The organism is Streptomyces umbrinus (assembly GCF_030817415.1).
Lineage (GTDB): Bacteria > Actinomycetota > Actinomycetes > Streptomycetales > Streptomycetaceae > Streptomyces > Streptomyces umbrinus_A.
In genome coordinates this window covers 4,877,065-4,890,327 of record NZ_JAUSZI010000002.1, presented here as the reverse complement: position 1 = coordinate 4,890,327, position 13,263 = coordinate 4,877,065, and the positions used below count along the sequence as shown (strand labels likewise).

The 13,263-nt window shown below is 72.0% G+C and carries 11 protein-coding genes and 1 riboswitch; of the genes, 6 read left to right on the top strand and 5 right to left on the bottom strand.

Features of this window, described 5'->3' with window-relative positions:
- Positions 1 to 177: 177 nt before the first annotated feature.
- Positions 178 to 1,479, top strand: coding sequence for a hypothetical protein (locus QF035_RS21290; protein ID WP_307531298.1), 1,302 nt, complete (start codon positions 178 to 180; stop codon positions 1,477 to 1,479).
- Between the two features lie 281 nt (positions 1,480 to 1,760).
- A complete protein-coding gene (locus tag QF035_RS21285) occupies positions 1,761 to 2,282 on the top strand; it encodes a DoxX family protein (RefSeq protein ID WP_079053515.1) in 522 nt (173 codons plus the stop codon).
- Between the two features lie 118 nt (positions 2,283 to 2,400).
- Here the strand turns inward: QF035_RS21285 and QF035_RS21280 are convergent, their stop codons facing one another.
- Both QF035_RS21280 and QF035_RS21275 read right to left on the bottom strand, forming a co-directional pair.
- Positions 2,401 to 2,652, bottom strand: a complete 252-nt coding sequence (locus tag QF035_RS21280) for a hypothetical protein (RefSeq protein WP_307522029.1) — start codon at positions 2,650 to 2,652, stop codon at positions 2,401 to 2,403.
- Entirely contained in the window at positions 2,639 to 4,105 is a 1,467-nt protein-coding gene (locus QF035_RS21275) for a PspC domain-containing protein (protein ID WP_307522027.1), read from the bottom strand. Before QF035_RS21275 ends, QF035_RS21280 begins: the two co-directional genes overlap by 14 nt.
- A 234-nt stretch (positions 4,106 to 4,339) precedes the next feature.
- Between QF035_RS21275 and QF035_RS21270 the strand changes: the two genes are divergently transcribed.
- Both QF035_RS21270 and QF035_RS21265 read left to right on the top strand, forming a co-directional pair.
- On the top strand, positions 4,340 to 5,623 hold the full coding sequence (locus tag QF035_RS21270; RefSeq protein ID WP_190229541.1) for an ATP-binding protein: 1,284 nt from the start codon (positions 4,340 to 4,342) through the stop codon (positions 5,621 to 5,623).
- On the top strand, positions 5,620 to 6,462 hold the full coding sequence (locus tag QF035_RS21265; RefSeq protein WP_307522026.1) for a LuxR C-terminal-related transcriptional regulator: 843 nt from the start codon (positions 5,620 to 5,622) through the stop codon (positions 6,460 to 6,462). Before QF035_RS21270 ends, QF035_RS21265 begins: the two co-directional genes overlap by 4 nt.
- On the opposite strand, the gene QF035_RS21260 is transcribed toward QF035_RS21265, so the two are convergent.
- Positions 6,362 to 7,357, bottom strand: a complete 996-nt coding sequence (locus tag QF035_RS21260) for a methyltransferase domain-containing protein (RefSeq protein WP_307522025.1) — start codon at positions 7,355 to 7,357, stop codon at positions 6,362 to 6,364. The genes QF035_RS21265 and QF035_RS21260 overlap by 101 nt on opposite strands.
- An 83-nt stretch (positions 7,358 to 7,440) precedes the next feature.
- On the opposite strand from QF035_RS21260, the gene QF035_RS21255 reads away from it, so the two are divergent.
- On the top strand, positions 7,441 to 9,153 hold the full coding sequence (locus tag QF035_RS21255) for an aminotransferase-like domain-containing protein (protein ID WP_373466969.1): 1,713 nt from the start codon (positions 7,441 to 7,443) through the stop codon (positions 9,151 to 9,153).
- Between the two features lie 831 nt (positions 9,154 to 9,984).
- On the opposite strand, the gene QF035_RS21250 is transcribed toward QF035_RS21255, so the two are convergent.
- The gene (locus QF035_RS21250; protein WP_307522024.1) at positions 9,985 to 11,052 is read right to left on the bottom strand and encodes a C40 family peptidase; all 1,068 of its coding nucleotides are present in this window, start codon (positions 11,050 to 11,052) and stop codon (positions 9,985 to 9,987) included.
- A gap of 417 nt (positions 11,053 to 11,469) precedes the next feature.
- On the opposite strand from QF035_RS21250, the gene QF035_RS21245 reads away from it, so the two are divergent.
- Positions 11,470 to 11,823 (top strand): hypothetical protein, encoded by a 354-nt coding sequence (locus QF035_RS21245; protein ID WP_307522023.1) that lies wholly within the window; start codon positions 11,470 to 11,472, stop codon positions 11,821 to 11,823.
- 65 nt (positions 11,824 to 11,888) lie between these two features.
- Here the strand turns inward: QF035_RS21245 and QF035_RS21240 are convergent, their stop codons facing one another.
- Complete coding sequence (locus QF035_RS21240; RefSeq protein WP_307522022.1) at positions 11,889 to 13,034, bottom strand: C40 family peptidase; 1,146 nt, start codon at positions 13,032 to 13,034, stop codon at positions 11,889 to 11,891.
- Positions 13,035 to 13,041: 7 nt separating this feature from the next.
- A riboswitch (cyclic di-AMP (ydaO/yuaA leader) is annotated at positions 13,042 to 13,212 on the bottom strand.
- Between the last annotated feature and the right edge of the window lie 51 nt (positions 13,213 to 13,263).

The window sequence follows — 13,263 nt, the reverse complement described above, 5'->3', positions numbered from 1 at the left end:
GCGCAGATGTGCGGGGGTTGACTGTGCGACCGATGGCCCTGGGGCCGGTGGTCGTGCCGCTGTCCGTGGTGCGGCGGTGGCGTGCGAACGTGACATATCGGTAGGGCGTGCGGTCGGTTCGGTGGGGCGTGCGGTAAATGAGGGTTCGACCCAATGGTCTGGAAGGCGGCAACGGGCGTGGCGGTGCAGGAGACTGGACAGGGCGCGGGGCGTGACGCCGGGCGCGGCGCCGGTCGGAGCGGGCACGAGGGGGGCTGCACCTGCGGGAACTGTCCGCACGGGGCGCGCGAGGGGCATCGGCGTGCCGTTGCCGAATTCCTTTCCAAGCGGGACGAATTGGCGTCCGGGCGGGGGCTGCCCGCGGCCGTGGCGTACTCGGCCGGGGCGTCGAGGCAGTGGGTGTCGGACGAGCTGACCCAGTCCGCGGACGTCGTCGCGGAGCGCGGGCGGGCCGAGGGCGAGGTCTGGCTCGGCCTGGTGTGGCGGCGAACCGTCATCGCCGTGTGGGGAGTTGTCCTCGTTCTGCTCCTGGTGCAGACGCTCACCGCGATCGGGGCGGGCTGGACGGCCGCGCGGACCGCGGGGCTGGTGGCCGCGGTGGTCGTGAGCGCGCTGCTGACCGGGGCCTCGTGGTTCCACCGGGCGCGGGGCGGGGTACTGGCGCCCGTCATCGGCGAGGACAACCGGCTGTCCACCTCCCGAGCCGTGGCGGTCGGCTGGGTGCTGTTCGTCGTCCACGCCGTGCTCGTGCTGGCGGGACGGCTGGCCGGCGCGTCCTCCCCCGACGAGCGGGACACCCTGATCGCGGGGCTCGACCTCGCGCGGGGAGCCGGCATCGTGACCGTGCTCGCCGTCGTGTGCGCGATCGCCGTGCTCGTGCGGCGGGTCGTGGGGCTGCGCGTCCTCGGACAGCGGCTGCAGAAGGTACGGGCCGACCGGCCCCGGGCCGCGGATCTGCTCACCGACGACTCCGGCCGCGGCAGCTTCGCCGACATCCAGTACGTGGTCGTGGGCGCCGTCGCGCTGGTCTTCGCGGCGGTGCGGCTGGCCCGGAGGCCCGAGCAGCTGCCCGATCTGCCGTGGGGGCTGGCCGTGATGGTGCTGGTGTCGGCCGCCACGTACGTCGCCGGGAAGTACGCGGAGGGAGGGCGGCCGGTGATTCTGTCGGTCGTGCGGGCCCGTGAGGCGGGGGACCTGGACGCGCCGATCCGGACCGGCGACGACATCGAGATCCGGGGCGCCGGATTCGTGCCGCCCGGCGCGCAGGGCGCGGACCGGCTGTCGCGGATGGTCGTACGGATCGGGGCCGTGCATGTGCATGTGCCGCTGGTTCCAGTGCCCGGCGGGTTCAGCAACCCGTCCGACGCGGTGCTCACCGTGCCGGTGCCGGCGGATGTGGAGCCCGGGCGGGTGGACGTACAGGTCGTCACCGCGGCGGGGCTGGAGACGAACCGGGTGGGCATCGATGTGACGGAGTGAGCGAATGACCGCGGCTCGGTGACGGGGTGTGACCGCGGCGCGCGGCGCGTCCGGCCCGCGGCTCCCGCCACCCGCATGGACGCCGCATGGGTATCTCTCCGGAGGGTGGCGTGCGGATGCGGGTCCTCCGTTCCCGTACGGGCTCAAAAGGGGATGTTCAGGGGGACCTGGTGAAAATTTGTGCGTCCGCTCTTGAGCGGGAGCTCGCCGTCGTACGTATCGTCTGTTGAGGGGTGAACCGTTCGGCGGGCGAGAGGCGGCGGAGAGCGATGGCTCACGGCATGCGAATGGACACGCACTCCGGGTACATGGACGACGGCGGCGGTGACTGGCGGGATGCCGCGACGCGATACGCCCTGCTTCCGCTGCGGGTCTTCCTCGGTGTCACCTTCATCTACGCGGGAATCGACAAGCTGACCGACAGCGCCTTCATGCACGACGCGGGGGCCGGATCGGTCGGCGACCTGATGCGGACGGTGCGCGACTCGTCGGCCATTCCCGCGCTCGTCGATCTCGCCCTCAAGAATCCCGTCGGCTTCGGCTATGCCATCGCCTTCGGTGAGCTCGCGGTGGGTATCGGCACGCTGATCGGTCTCTTCGCTCGTCTCGCCGCGTTCGGCGGCGCCCTGATCTCCCTCAGCCTCTGGCTGACGGTGAGCTGGGCGTCGGACCCGTACTACTACGGCAACGACCTTCCCTACCTGATGGCCTGGCTGCCGATCGTACTGGCTGGGGCGTCGGTGTTCTCGGTGGACGCGATGATTCGGTCCCGGCGTCGGCGCCGGACGAGCAGCGCCTACTAGGCGTTCGACCGGCTCCTCCGCCGGAAGCGTGTGACTGACCTGCGGGTCGGTGGGGGCTTGTCGCGCCCCGCGGCGGAGCCGTAAATGTCAGAGCCCCGCGCCCCTGAGGGGCGCACCTCTACTGGGCCGGGGTGTGTGTGGCCTCCTTGGATTCCTTGGGCTCTCGCGTGAGCCGTGCGCGCCGGCGGCGGATTCCGTGGGCCAGGGTGCCTGCCGCGGCTGCCAGGCAGAGGCCGGCTGTGACGAGGGGGATCACCACGAACCACGGGGTGTCCCAGGCCTCGCCCGCGTCCCCGGCGTAGACGACGCCCGTGAGGGTGAGGAAGAAGCCCGCGATGAGCCGGCCGGGCTGGAACTCATGACGTGACACGGGTGACCTCCGCCTGTCCGATGCCGACTTCGAGGGTGAGGTCGAGCGTGCCGCCTGCCTCGGTCCTGTCCGTGCTCTCTCCCTTGGGGGAGAGCGTCACCTGCTTGTGCTTGCCCGGGGCCACGTCCACGTCCTTCTGGTCGTCGCCCGGCAACTGGATGTCGCCGACGCCCACTTCGATGACCAGCTTCACCGTCACGTCCTTGGGCAGGATCACCTTGAGCTGTCCCATCCCCACCTCGGCGTTGGTCGTCACGGTCTGGCCCTCGGCGAGGTCGATCCGGCTGAGGTCGAGCGTGCCGACGCCGGTGCCGAGGTCGTAGTGCTCCTGTACGGCGGCGGCCGTGGCCGGTGTCCAGTCCGTACGGACCCAGTGGGTGGTGATGTCCTTCGGCAGCGCCGCCGAGCACGCCAGCAGGCCCGCCGTGACGATGGCGAGGAAGATCGACCCCGCTCCGGTGCGCCCCCGGAACGCGCTGACCGCGATGCCCAGGCCGAGCACGCCGAGCGCGCAGGCCAGGCCGGTCTCCAGGCTGGCGCCCAGTGCGCGGTCCTCCCAGGTCAGGCGGGTGGCGAGCAGGCCCGCGAGGAGGGCGAGCAGGAACACCGAGCCGCCGATCGAGCGGGGGCCGCGCGGCTTGGGCGCCCGGGTCCGTATGTCCCGGCCGTGGCCGCCGCCCTGCGCGATGGTGATCGCCGCCGCGATGTCGCGCTCGCGCACGTCCTTGGGGCCCCACAGATAGCCCGTGCCGCCCACATACGTGCCGTCCTTGACGATGGGCTCGCGCCACCAGGAGGGGAACGAGGCGGGGACGGGCGGGGCCTGAGCCTCCGGCGGCGCGTCGGCGACGGCCTGCGCGGCGAGCGGGTCGGGGTCCTCCGTCGCGCGCTGCCGCGACCAGTACCCGGCACCGGCGAGGAGCAGCGAGAGCGTCGTCGCGAACGTCAGCACGCCGCTGTTGGTCAGCATGGAGAGGAAGACGCCGCAGCCGACCAGGGCGAACAGCACGCCCGCCAGCGCCTGGCCGTCCACCCGGCCGGTGAGGAGCTTGCGCACCTCGTTCTCGTCCTCGTCGTCGTTCGGGACGAAGAGCCAGGCGAAGCCGTAGAAGATGAGGCCCAGGCCGCCGGTCGCCGAGAGCACGGCGAGCACGATCCGGAAGATCACCGGGTCCATGTCGCAGTGCCGCCCGAGCCCCGCGCACACGCCGCCCAGCATTTTGTGCCGTGGGTCGCGCCGGAACTTCCGCGGGACCTCGGGCTCACCGGGCTCCCCGGGCGGGACCGGGCTCCCCGGCGTGCGCGGCTCCCCGGGTGCGCGCGGCTCCTCACCCGCGGTCGCCCGGACGCCCGCCGCGGGCACGGTGTCCTGCGGCTCCGCCCCCGGGATTCCGCTCCCGGCCGGGCCGGAGCCGGGTCCCGGACCCGGCGCGGCGTGCTGGTGATCTGTCATGTGTCCATGGTGACGGCCGCGACGGCCTGACGGGAGTCGGTACGACCCTGGCCGAACCCTGAAATCGACCCTGGGCCTGACCCTCACGCGGTAATCACCGAGGGGACTCCGTGCCGATTCGGGCGAGACCCCCGGGCCGAGTCTGAGGAGACCCCCGGGCCGATTCGAAGATCAGGGGAGTCTAGGGGGTCGACCCTGATGCCCGGCGCCGCCCGGCATGTGAACATCGATGGCATGCCGGAAGCCGCAACCCTGACCGTCGAGGACCCGCGGCCGCCGCGCAAGCTCTACCGCAGCAGTGACGGACGCTGGCTCGGAGGGGTGGCGCGGGGGCTCGCGGGCCATCTCGGGCTGCCCGTGATCTGGGTGCGGCTGGTCTTCGTCGGACTGATGATGGCGGACGGCCTCGGCGCGTTGCTGTACGCGGCGTTCTGGTTCTTCGTCCCGCTCGGCGTCGGCGGTGTGGACGCCGAGCGACCCCCCGCGCTCGCCACCGAGACCGCGCCCGACGGCCGCCGCAGACTCGTCGCCCGCAAGCCCGACAAGGGCCAGATCGTCGCGCTGCTCGCCATGGTCGTGGTGGCCCTGATCTTCGTCGGCAATGTGGACCTGAGCGGCGGAGCCAAGGCCTATCTCTGGCCCACCGTCCTCGTGGGCGCGGGCGTCGCCCTGGTCTGGCGCCAGGCGGACAACGCGCGGCGGGCCCGCTGGATGGAGGTCGGTCGCCGCAAGCGCACGATCACCCTGCTCCGCTCCGCGGCCGGCGTCCTGCTCGTCGCCACGGGCGTCTCCGCGATCTTCGTCCTGCAGGGCTCCGCCGCCCACCTCGGTTCGGTCCTCCAGGCCGCGCTCGCGGTCCTCGTCGGCATAGCGCTGCTCGCCGGCCCGTATCTCGTCCGCATGACCCAGGACCTCTCCGAGGAGCGCCTGATGCGCATCCGCGCCCAGGAGCGCGCGGAGGTCGCCGCCCACGTCCACGACTCGGTGCTGCACACCCTGACCCTGATACAGCGGAACGCGGAGAACGCGAACGAGGTCCGACGCCTCGCCCGCGCCCAGGAGCGCGACCTGCGCAACTGGCTCTACAAGCCCGAGGGCACCGGCAAGGACGAGGACGACGAGCCCGGCACGCTCGCGGAGGCCGTGAAGCGCAACGCCGCCGAGGTGGAGGACAAGCACGGCGTCCCCATCGAGGTCGTGGTCGTCGGCGACTGCCCGCTCGACGACCGCATCGGCGCCCAGATGCAGGCCGCGAGGGAAGCCATGGTGAACGCGGCCAAGTACGGTGGCGAGGGCGGCGCGGTGCAGGTCTTCGCCGAGGTCGAGGGGAGGACCGTCTTCGTGTCGGTCCGCGACCGCGGTCCGGGCTTCGACCTGGATTCGATACCCAACGACCGCATGGGCGTCAGAGAATCGATCATCGGCCGCATGGAGCGCAACGGCGGTACGGCGCGGCTGCGCGCGGTGCCGGACGGCGGCACGGAGGTCGAGCTGGAGATGGAGAGGGCGGAGACATGAGCGACGCGAACGAACCGACCGGAGCGGTCGAGCCGGACGCCGGCACGACCGGCGCGGGCACGGCCGGCGGCCCTGCCGCGGCGACCGGCGCCGGTTCGGCCGGAGCCGACGCGCCGTCCGGGGCCGCCACGGCCAACGACCCTGCGGGCGCCCCCGATCCGGCGGCCGCCGCGCCCGGGCGACGCGTGCGCGTGGTCCTCGTCGACGACCACCGCATGTTCCGTACGGGGGTCCAGGCGGAGATCGGGCAGACCGAGCGGACCGGCGTCGAGGTGGTCGGCGAGGCCGCCGACGTCGACCAGGCCGTCACGGTCATCACCGCGACCCGCCCCGAGGTCGTCCTCCTCGACGTGCACCTCCCGGGCGGCGGCGGGGTCGAAGTCCTGCGCCGCTGCTCGCCGTTGATGGCCGACGCCGAGCAGCCGGTGCGGTTCCTCGCGCTGTCCGTGTCGGACGCCGCGGAGGACGTCATCGGTGTGATCCGGGGCGGCGCCCGTGGCTATGTCACGAAGACGATCACCGGCACGGACCTCGTCGACTCCATCTTCCGCGTCCAGGACGGCGACGCGGTCTTCTCGCCCCGCCTGGCCGGCTTCGTCCTCGACGCCTTCGCCTCCACCGACGCCCCGCCCGTCGACGAGGACATGGACCGCCTCACCCAGCGCGAGCGCGAGGTCCTGCGCCTCATCGCCCGCGGTTACGCGTACAAGGAGATCGCCAAGCAGCTGTTCATCTCCGTCAAGACGGTCGAGTCCCATGTGTCGGCGGTCCTCCGGAAGCTGCAACTGTCGAACCGGCACGAGCTGACTCGGTGGGCGACGGCCCGACGGTTGGTCTGACGACATCTGGCGTCATCTGACGGCAGGGGTTCACGGCCGTGTTCGAGGGGTTCCCTGAGGCTGCGTTCACGGCCACGGCCTTGAAGAACGTGTAGTGGAACGTGCCGTCCGGGTCCGCCGTGCGGTGCAGGTCCGCCAGGCCGTGGTCCCAGTCCGTCGGGGTCATGAGCCCCGCGGCCAGGGCGTCCTCCCGTACGGACTCGATCATCGCGATGAAGGTGTTGCGGGTGAAGCCCTCGACCAGGGCCGGGCGGGAGCTGTCGGCGTAGACCGGCCGGGGGCGGACGTCGACGTGCTCGTACCCGGCGGCGGTGAGAAGCGGGTGCAGCTGGCGGCCCAGCAGCGCGTTTCCGCCCGCCGCGTGCTGGAGTTGGATCTGGCAGTCGATGGCGGCGTGGGCGTACGCGCTGTCGGGGTGGAAGAACGTCGAGCCGTGGTCGCCCTCGATGACGGTGAGGGTGCCGCCGGGGCGCAGGACGCGGCGCAGCGCCGTGAGAGCCCGTCGCGGGTCGGGCAGGTGCTCAAGCACGAAACAGACGAAGACATGGTCGAACTCGGCGTCCTTGAAGGGGAGTTCGAAGAGGTCGGCCCGGTGCCAGGTGACCAGGGCGTCCGGGGCCTGGGCCGTGACGCGGGCACGGGCCTGGGCCAGCGAGGCGGCCGAGATGTCCACCGCCGCGAAGCGGGCCTCCGGGCTCGCCGCGACCAGGTGCACCGTCTGGGCGCCCACCCCGCAGCCCACCTCCAGGACCTTGCTGCCTGCGGGGTAGGACGTGCCGAAGTGGAGGAGGGACGCGAGGGTGTCGGCCTGGTCGCCGAGACGGCGGGACTCGTGGGGGGAGTAGCCGTGGATGTAGTCGGTGGGGTTGGCATTGGTGTCGGCGGTTGTGGTCATGAGGGCGAGCCTCGTCCGAGAATGGTCCTGTGGACAGATCCAAAGAGGGTGCCGTTGAAGGGGCCATAGGCCGGGCTTCGGAGTTGGGCTCGGGTTCGGGTTCGGTCAGCCCCGGTTCCGGTTCGGGTCCCGCTTCCGGTTCGGTCGTCTCCGGCTCCGATTTTCTCCAACTCGATGTGCGCGAGGCGCCGTTCGGTGGGCGGGCCGAGTGGCTGGCGGGGCAGTTGCGGGGGGCCGTCGCCGACGGGCGGTTGCCGGTCGGCAGCAGGCTTCCGGCGACTCGGGTGCTCGCCGCGGAGTTGCGCGTCTCGCGCGGGGTGGTGACCGAGGCGTACCGGCGCCTCTCGGAGGAAGGGCAGGTGGAGGGACGGGGGAGGGGCGGGACGGTGGTCGTTGCGGGGCCGGGGACAACGGGGCTGGGGGTAGCGGGGGCCGTGGGTTCGGGCGCCGAGGGGCGTGCGGTCGGATCGGGGCAACTCGCATACTCCGCGCCTCCGTACGCCGCGATCCCGTCCACTCCATCCCCGTACGGCCCGCCTCCGTCCCCGCCCACTCCCTCCTCCCCGTTCGGCAGCCCGCCCGGTGATGACGTCTTCGATCTGATCCGTACGGCGGCCGCGCGGATCGATCTGTCGCCCGGGGTGCCGGATCTCGCGGCGTTTCCGCGGGCGGCCTGGCTGCGGGCCGAGCGAGGGGTGTTCGGGGAGCTGGCGGCGGGCGGGTTCGGGTACGGGGATCCGCGCGGCACCGAGGAGTTGCGGCGGGCCGTCGCCCGGTGGCTGGGGCGGTACCGGGGGATCAGGGTCGAGGCCGGTGACGTACTGATCGTCGCCGGGACCGCGCAGGCGCTCGCGCTGATCGGGCGGGTGCTGCGGGATGACGGCATCGAGGAGATCGCCGTGGAGGACCCGGGGTCGCTAGGGGTCCGGCAGCATCTGCGGAACCAGGGCATGCGTACCCCGCCGGTGGCGGTCGACGGCGAGGGCGTCCTCGTATCCGAACTGCGGGACCACCGGGCCGTGTTGCTGACCCCGGCTCACCAGTTTCCGACGGGGGTCGTGCTCGGGGGCGCGCGGCGCCGGGAGCTGATGCGGTGGGCCGGGGACGGCGGGCTGGTGGTGGAGGACGACTACGACGCCGAGCACCGTTACGACCGGGCGCCCGTGCCCGCGCTGCGGTCGATGCTGCCGGAGGGGGTCTGTTATGCCGGGAGCGTGTCCAAGCTGCTCGCGCCCGCGCTGCGGATGGGGTGGGTCGTGGCGCCCGCGCGGTACCGGGAGGCGCTGGTCGCCGCGAAGCGGTACGCCGACCTCGGCAACGCGGTTCTGCCCCAGCTCGTGCTGGCCCGGCTGATGGAGTCGGGGGAGCTGGAGCGGCACCTGCGGCTGGTACGGCGGCGCCATCGGCGTCGGCGGGACGCGATGATCGGGGCGATACGGGCGCATCTTCCGGGGGCGGTGGTGCAGGGGGCCGCCGCCGGGCTGCATCTGCTGATCACGTTCGGCGGGGACGGCAGCGCGGGAAACGACGACAGCGCCGGAACCGGGGACAGTGCCGGAACCGGGCACTTCAGGGATACCGACCTCGCCGCCGAGGCGCTGGCCCGCGGGGTCAAGGTGCACCCGCTCTCCTGGCACCGTCAGCGGCCGGGCGGCCCGCCCGGTCTGCTGCTCGGCTACGCGGCGTCCTCGGTGTCGGCGATCGAGGAGGGGGTCGCCGTACTGGGTGAGGCCGTCGTCCGCTGCTCGGCGGGTGCCGGCACCCGGGGCCCCAACACCCGCACGGCCCACCGATAGTGCCGTACGGCCTTCACCACGCCGATCAGGCCGGTCAGCCACAGAATGAATCCGATCCCCATCACGAGCACCACGTCGCTGTAGGCGTCCCGTCCGGGCCTCGCCTCCGCCACACCCGCGAACGACGTCCACAGCCCGAACGCGCAGACGACGAGCGAGGAGAGCAGCCAGAAGAGGCTCAGGCCGGAGGAGCGCAGGCGGGCGTCGGTGGGCGGATGGCTGTCCAACCGCAGCCAGGCGTCGAGAAGTTGGCTGATATGCCGGTCCCGCCGGACGGCGAGGACGACGGCCACGACGGAGGGTGCCAGCGAGGCCAGACCTAGAATCGCGAAGAGCGGCCCGAGGATGAACCCTGTGGGATCGCGCTGCTCCAGTTGCTGCAACGGCAGTACCAGCAGCGCCCATCCGATGATCGCCGCGACGGCCAGCAGCCACAGCAGCAGCACCCGGTGCACCCCGAGACTGCGTCTGCGCAGCTCCTCCAACGCCCGCCCGCGGTCCGCCAGCAGCGCCGACCTGTCCGGCCAGCCGCTGATGTACGCGGGCGGCGGCGGAGGCGGCAGCGTGGGGCCGGGCATCGAATCCTTCGGGAGGGCGACGGCGAACCAGACGGAACGGGACGGAAGAGGGCGAGGCGGATGGGACCGGAGCGGATCGCGACCGTGCGGTGCGGCATGTCGAACAGTGCCACGCCGACGCTACCCCGCCGCAGTACCCATGCGATGCCCATCCAAGCCGGACCGACGCCCGAACGGCTTGAACTCCCCCGCTCTCTTCACTTAATCCCTGCCCGTAACCCCTGCCGGTTCGCCTGCCTGTTCGCCGGCCCGCTCACGCCACGCGCGTGGCCCCCGCGAACGGCATCTCGTCGATCGGCGCCACCCGCACCGGCGCCGACGGATTGGGCGCGTGGACCATCTGCCCGTTGCCCACGTACAGCCCCACATGGCTGATGCCCGAGTAGAAGAACACCAGGTCGCCGGGGCGCAGTTCGGACCGCGACACCCGCCGGCCCGCGTTGATCTGCGCGTACGTCGTGCGGGGCAGCGAGATCCCCGCGGCGCGGTACGCGGCCTGCATCAGCCCCGAGCAGTCGAAGGCGTCGGGTCCGGTGGCGCCCCAGACGTACGGGCTGCCGAGTTTCCCGTACGCATACGAAATGGCGGTCGCCGCCCGGGAGTTGGGGGCAGTGGTCGACGATCCCGCGCCGGCGCCCAGATCGCGCGGGCCCGCGGCGGAGCGTGAGGCACGCGCGGTGTCCGCGTCGTCGGCGCCGATACGGGCCCGGTCCGCGTCCGACAGCCGCGACAGCAGATCCCGTGCCTCTCCCAGTTTCCCGGTGACGGTCGTCTTGTGCCGCTTCAGCTCCGCCTGCCGCTCCTTGAGCGAGGTGAGTTCCACGTGGGCGGCCCCGCGCAACTGCTCGATCTCGCGCAGCTGTCGGCGTACGCGCGACACGTTCGAGGCCTGCCTGCTGCCGGCCCGTTCGGCGAACGCGGCCCCGTCCAGGTACTGGTCGGGATCGGAGGAGAGCATGATCCCGAGCGCGGGGTCGACGCCGCCGTCCCGGTACTGCGCGGCGGCCAGTGAACCGAGCGCGTCCCGCTCGGAGTTGAGCCGTTCCGTCCTGCGCGCTGCCTCGTCCTGGAGGGTGTCGAGGCGGCCCCGCGTCTTCGTCGACTTCTCCTTCGCGCCGTTGTACTTCTCGGTGGCGACCTCCGCCTCCTGGTACAACTTGTCGACCTTCGCCCTGACCTGAGCGGGTGTCAGCTCGGGGGCGGCGGTTCCCGTCCCCTCGAACCCGGTCGCGCTCGCCGCGCCCGCCAGTGCGATGGTGAAGGCTGTGCGGGCCGTACTGCCGCCGACTGAGCGCTGTCTCGGCTTGCGGTGCGCTGCCACGTGCGATCCACGTCCTTCCGTACGGCCGCCGAGGCGTTGGTGCGGCCGCGGCGGCGGCCCTCAGGGGCCGGTTGCACGTCCGGCGGCGGCCCGCACAGGGGGAGCGGGCCGCCGCCGGACCTTTCTCGGCGGTGGTGTCCGGATGCCGCCCCTGACCCGGGCGGTGGTGGGGAGCCGGTCACCTGGTGAAGGACGCTAAACCTGGGACCGCGGCGGGGGTAACGGCATGTACGGAAGTGGTGGGACTCGGACATGAGCTGACCGGGTACGACCGCGATCCGGGCCCGGGCCCGCCGACTTGACGTGGTGTGGTGACCGATGCGCGGATTGTGGGGAAACGGGCGGCGACCCGGTGCTATGGGCTCCGCCGGGGGCGGTGCGCGGTGGTGCTGAGGCGTTTGGTTAGTGTCCGGGCTCATGGACGTACTCATTCATGTCTTCGTCGCCCTGCACATCATCGGCATCGCGTCCCTCCTCGGCGGCTTTCTCACGCAGATGAAGGCCATGAGTGACGGCGCGGCCCGCTTCAGCCCCGCCATGCTCCACGGCGCGCTGACCATGCTGGTCACCGGCGCGATCCTGGTCGGCCTCAACCAGGCCGACGACCAGACCGTCAACAACATCAAGATCGGCGTGAAGCTCGCCCTGCTGGTCGTGATCCTCGGCCTCGTGTACGTGAAACGGGACGAGGAGAAGGTGGAGAACAGCCTGTTCGGCCTGGTGGGCGGGCTCACCACGGCGAACATCTTCATCGCGGTGCTCTGGACCTGACTCGCGGTGCTCTGGACCCGAGCGGAAACAGGCTCCTGTTTCCGCTCAGGTCGGCGAAAAGCACCTCACGCCGGGCGCACCACGCTGTGGATCGGCATGTAGTAGATCGACTCCTCGCGGACGTACGCCCCCGGCTTGGGCGCGTGGATCATCATGCCGTCGCCGATGTAGATGCCGACGTGGCTGATGTCGTCGTAGAAGAAGACCAGGTCACCGGGCTGGGCGCTGTTCACGGAGACCGTCGTGCCGGCGTTGACCTGGTCCCAGGTGGTGCGCGGGAGGGTGACGCCGGCGGCCTTCCAGGCGGCCTGGGTGAGGCCGGAGCAGTCGTACGAGCCGGGGCCGCTCGCGCCCCAGACGTACGGTTTGCCGACCTGGGCGCGGGCGAAGGCGAGCGCCTTGTCGGCCTTGGCGGTGGCGGAGCCGGACCCGGAGGTCCCCGAGGCGCTCCCGGAGCCCGTGGAGGTCCCGGTGCCCTGTGCCGCCTCCTGGCGCCGCCGCTCGGCGTCGGCCGCCTGCTGCCGGGCCAGCTCGTCCGCCTTGCGCTGGGCCTCTTCCTGCTTCTGCCGCTCGATCGCGGCGAGCCGCGCCTTCTCCTCGGTGGTCAGCTTCGAGAGGAGGTCGCGCGCCGTGGCGAGCTTCCGCTGGACGTCCGCCTTGGACGTCTTCAGCGACCTCTGCGTCCTGGTGAGCGTCTCCAGGCTCTCGGACGCCTCCTGCCGCTTCTCCGTCGTGGCGGTCTGCTGCGTCACGTAGTCGTCGACGGACTGCTTCTGGCGGCTGGTGAGCCGGTCCATCAGCTGGGTCTGGTCGAAGTAGTCCTGCGGGTTGTCCGCGAGGAGGAGGGAGGCGGTGTCGGGGGCGGCGGCCCCGGTGCGGTACTGCGCGGCGGCGAACGTACCGAGCTCCTCGCGCGCGTCGTTGAGTTTCTCCGTGCGCTGCGCCACGTCGTCGAGCAGGGTGTCGACGCGCTTCTTCTGCTTGGTGGTCTTCTCCTTGGCCGCGTTGTACTTCTCGCTGGCCGTCTCCGCCTGGCGGTAGAGGTCGTCGACCTTCTTCTCGATTTCCTCGAGGCTCGGCCTGGGCTCCTCGGAGGGGGACGCGTTCGCCGTCTGGGAGAGGAGGGCCACCGAGGTCAGGGCCGCGGTGGCGAGGGCCGGAGTCCGTATGCCCATGGGGCTGGGGGGCCGGGACCTGCGGTGTGGCGCCACGAGGGCGTCTCCTTCCGTCGTCCGCCTACCGAGTTAGCTGTCGGGTTCGGGCGGGTGCTCCGGAAGGTTTGCCCTACGGCCCGTTTCCCCGAAGGGAGTTGGACCGATTCACCCCAAGGTCGGTGGGTCCTCGGTTCCGTCGGCCACGAGGGCCTGCCGGACTCGGCGGAGGTCGCTCGGCCCGGCGTGTTCGCCGGTGCGGGTCGTGCGGCCCACATAAAAGTTAGCT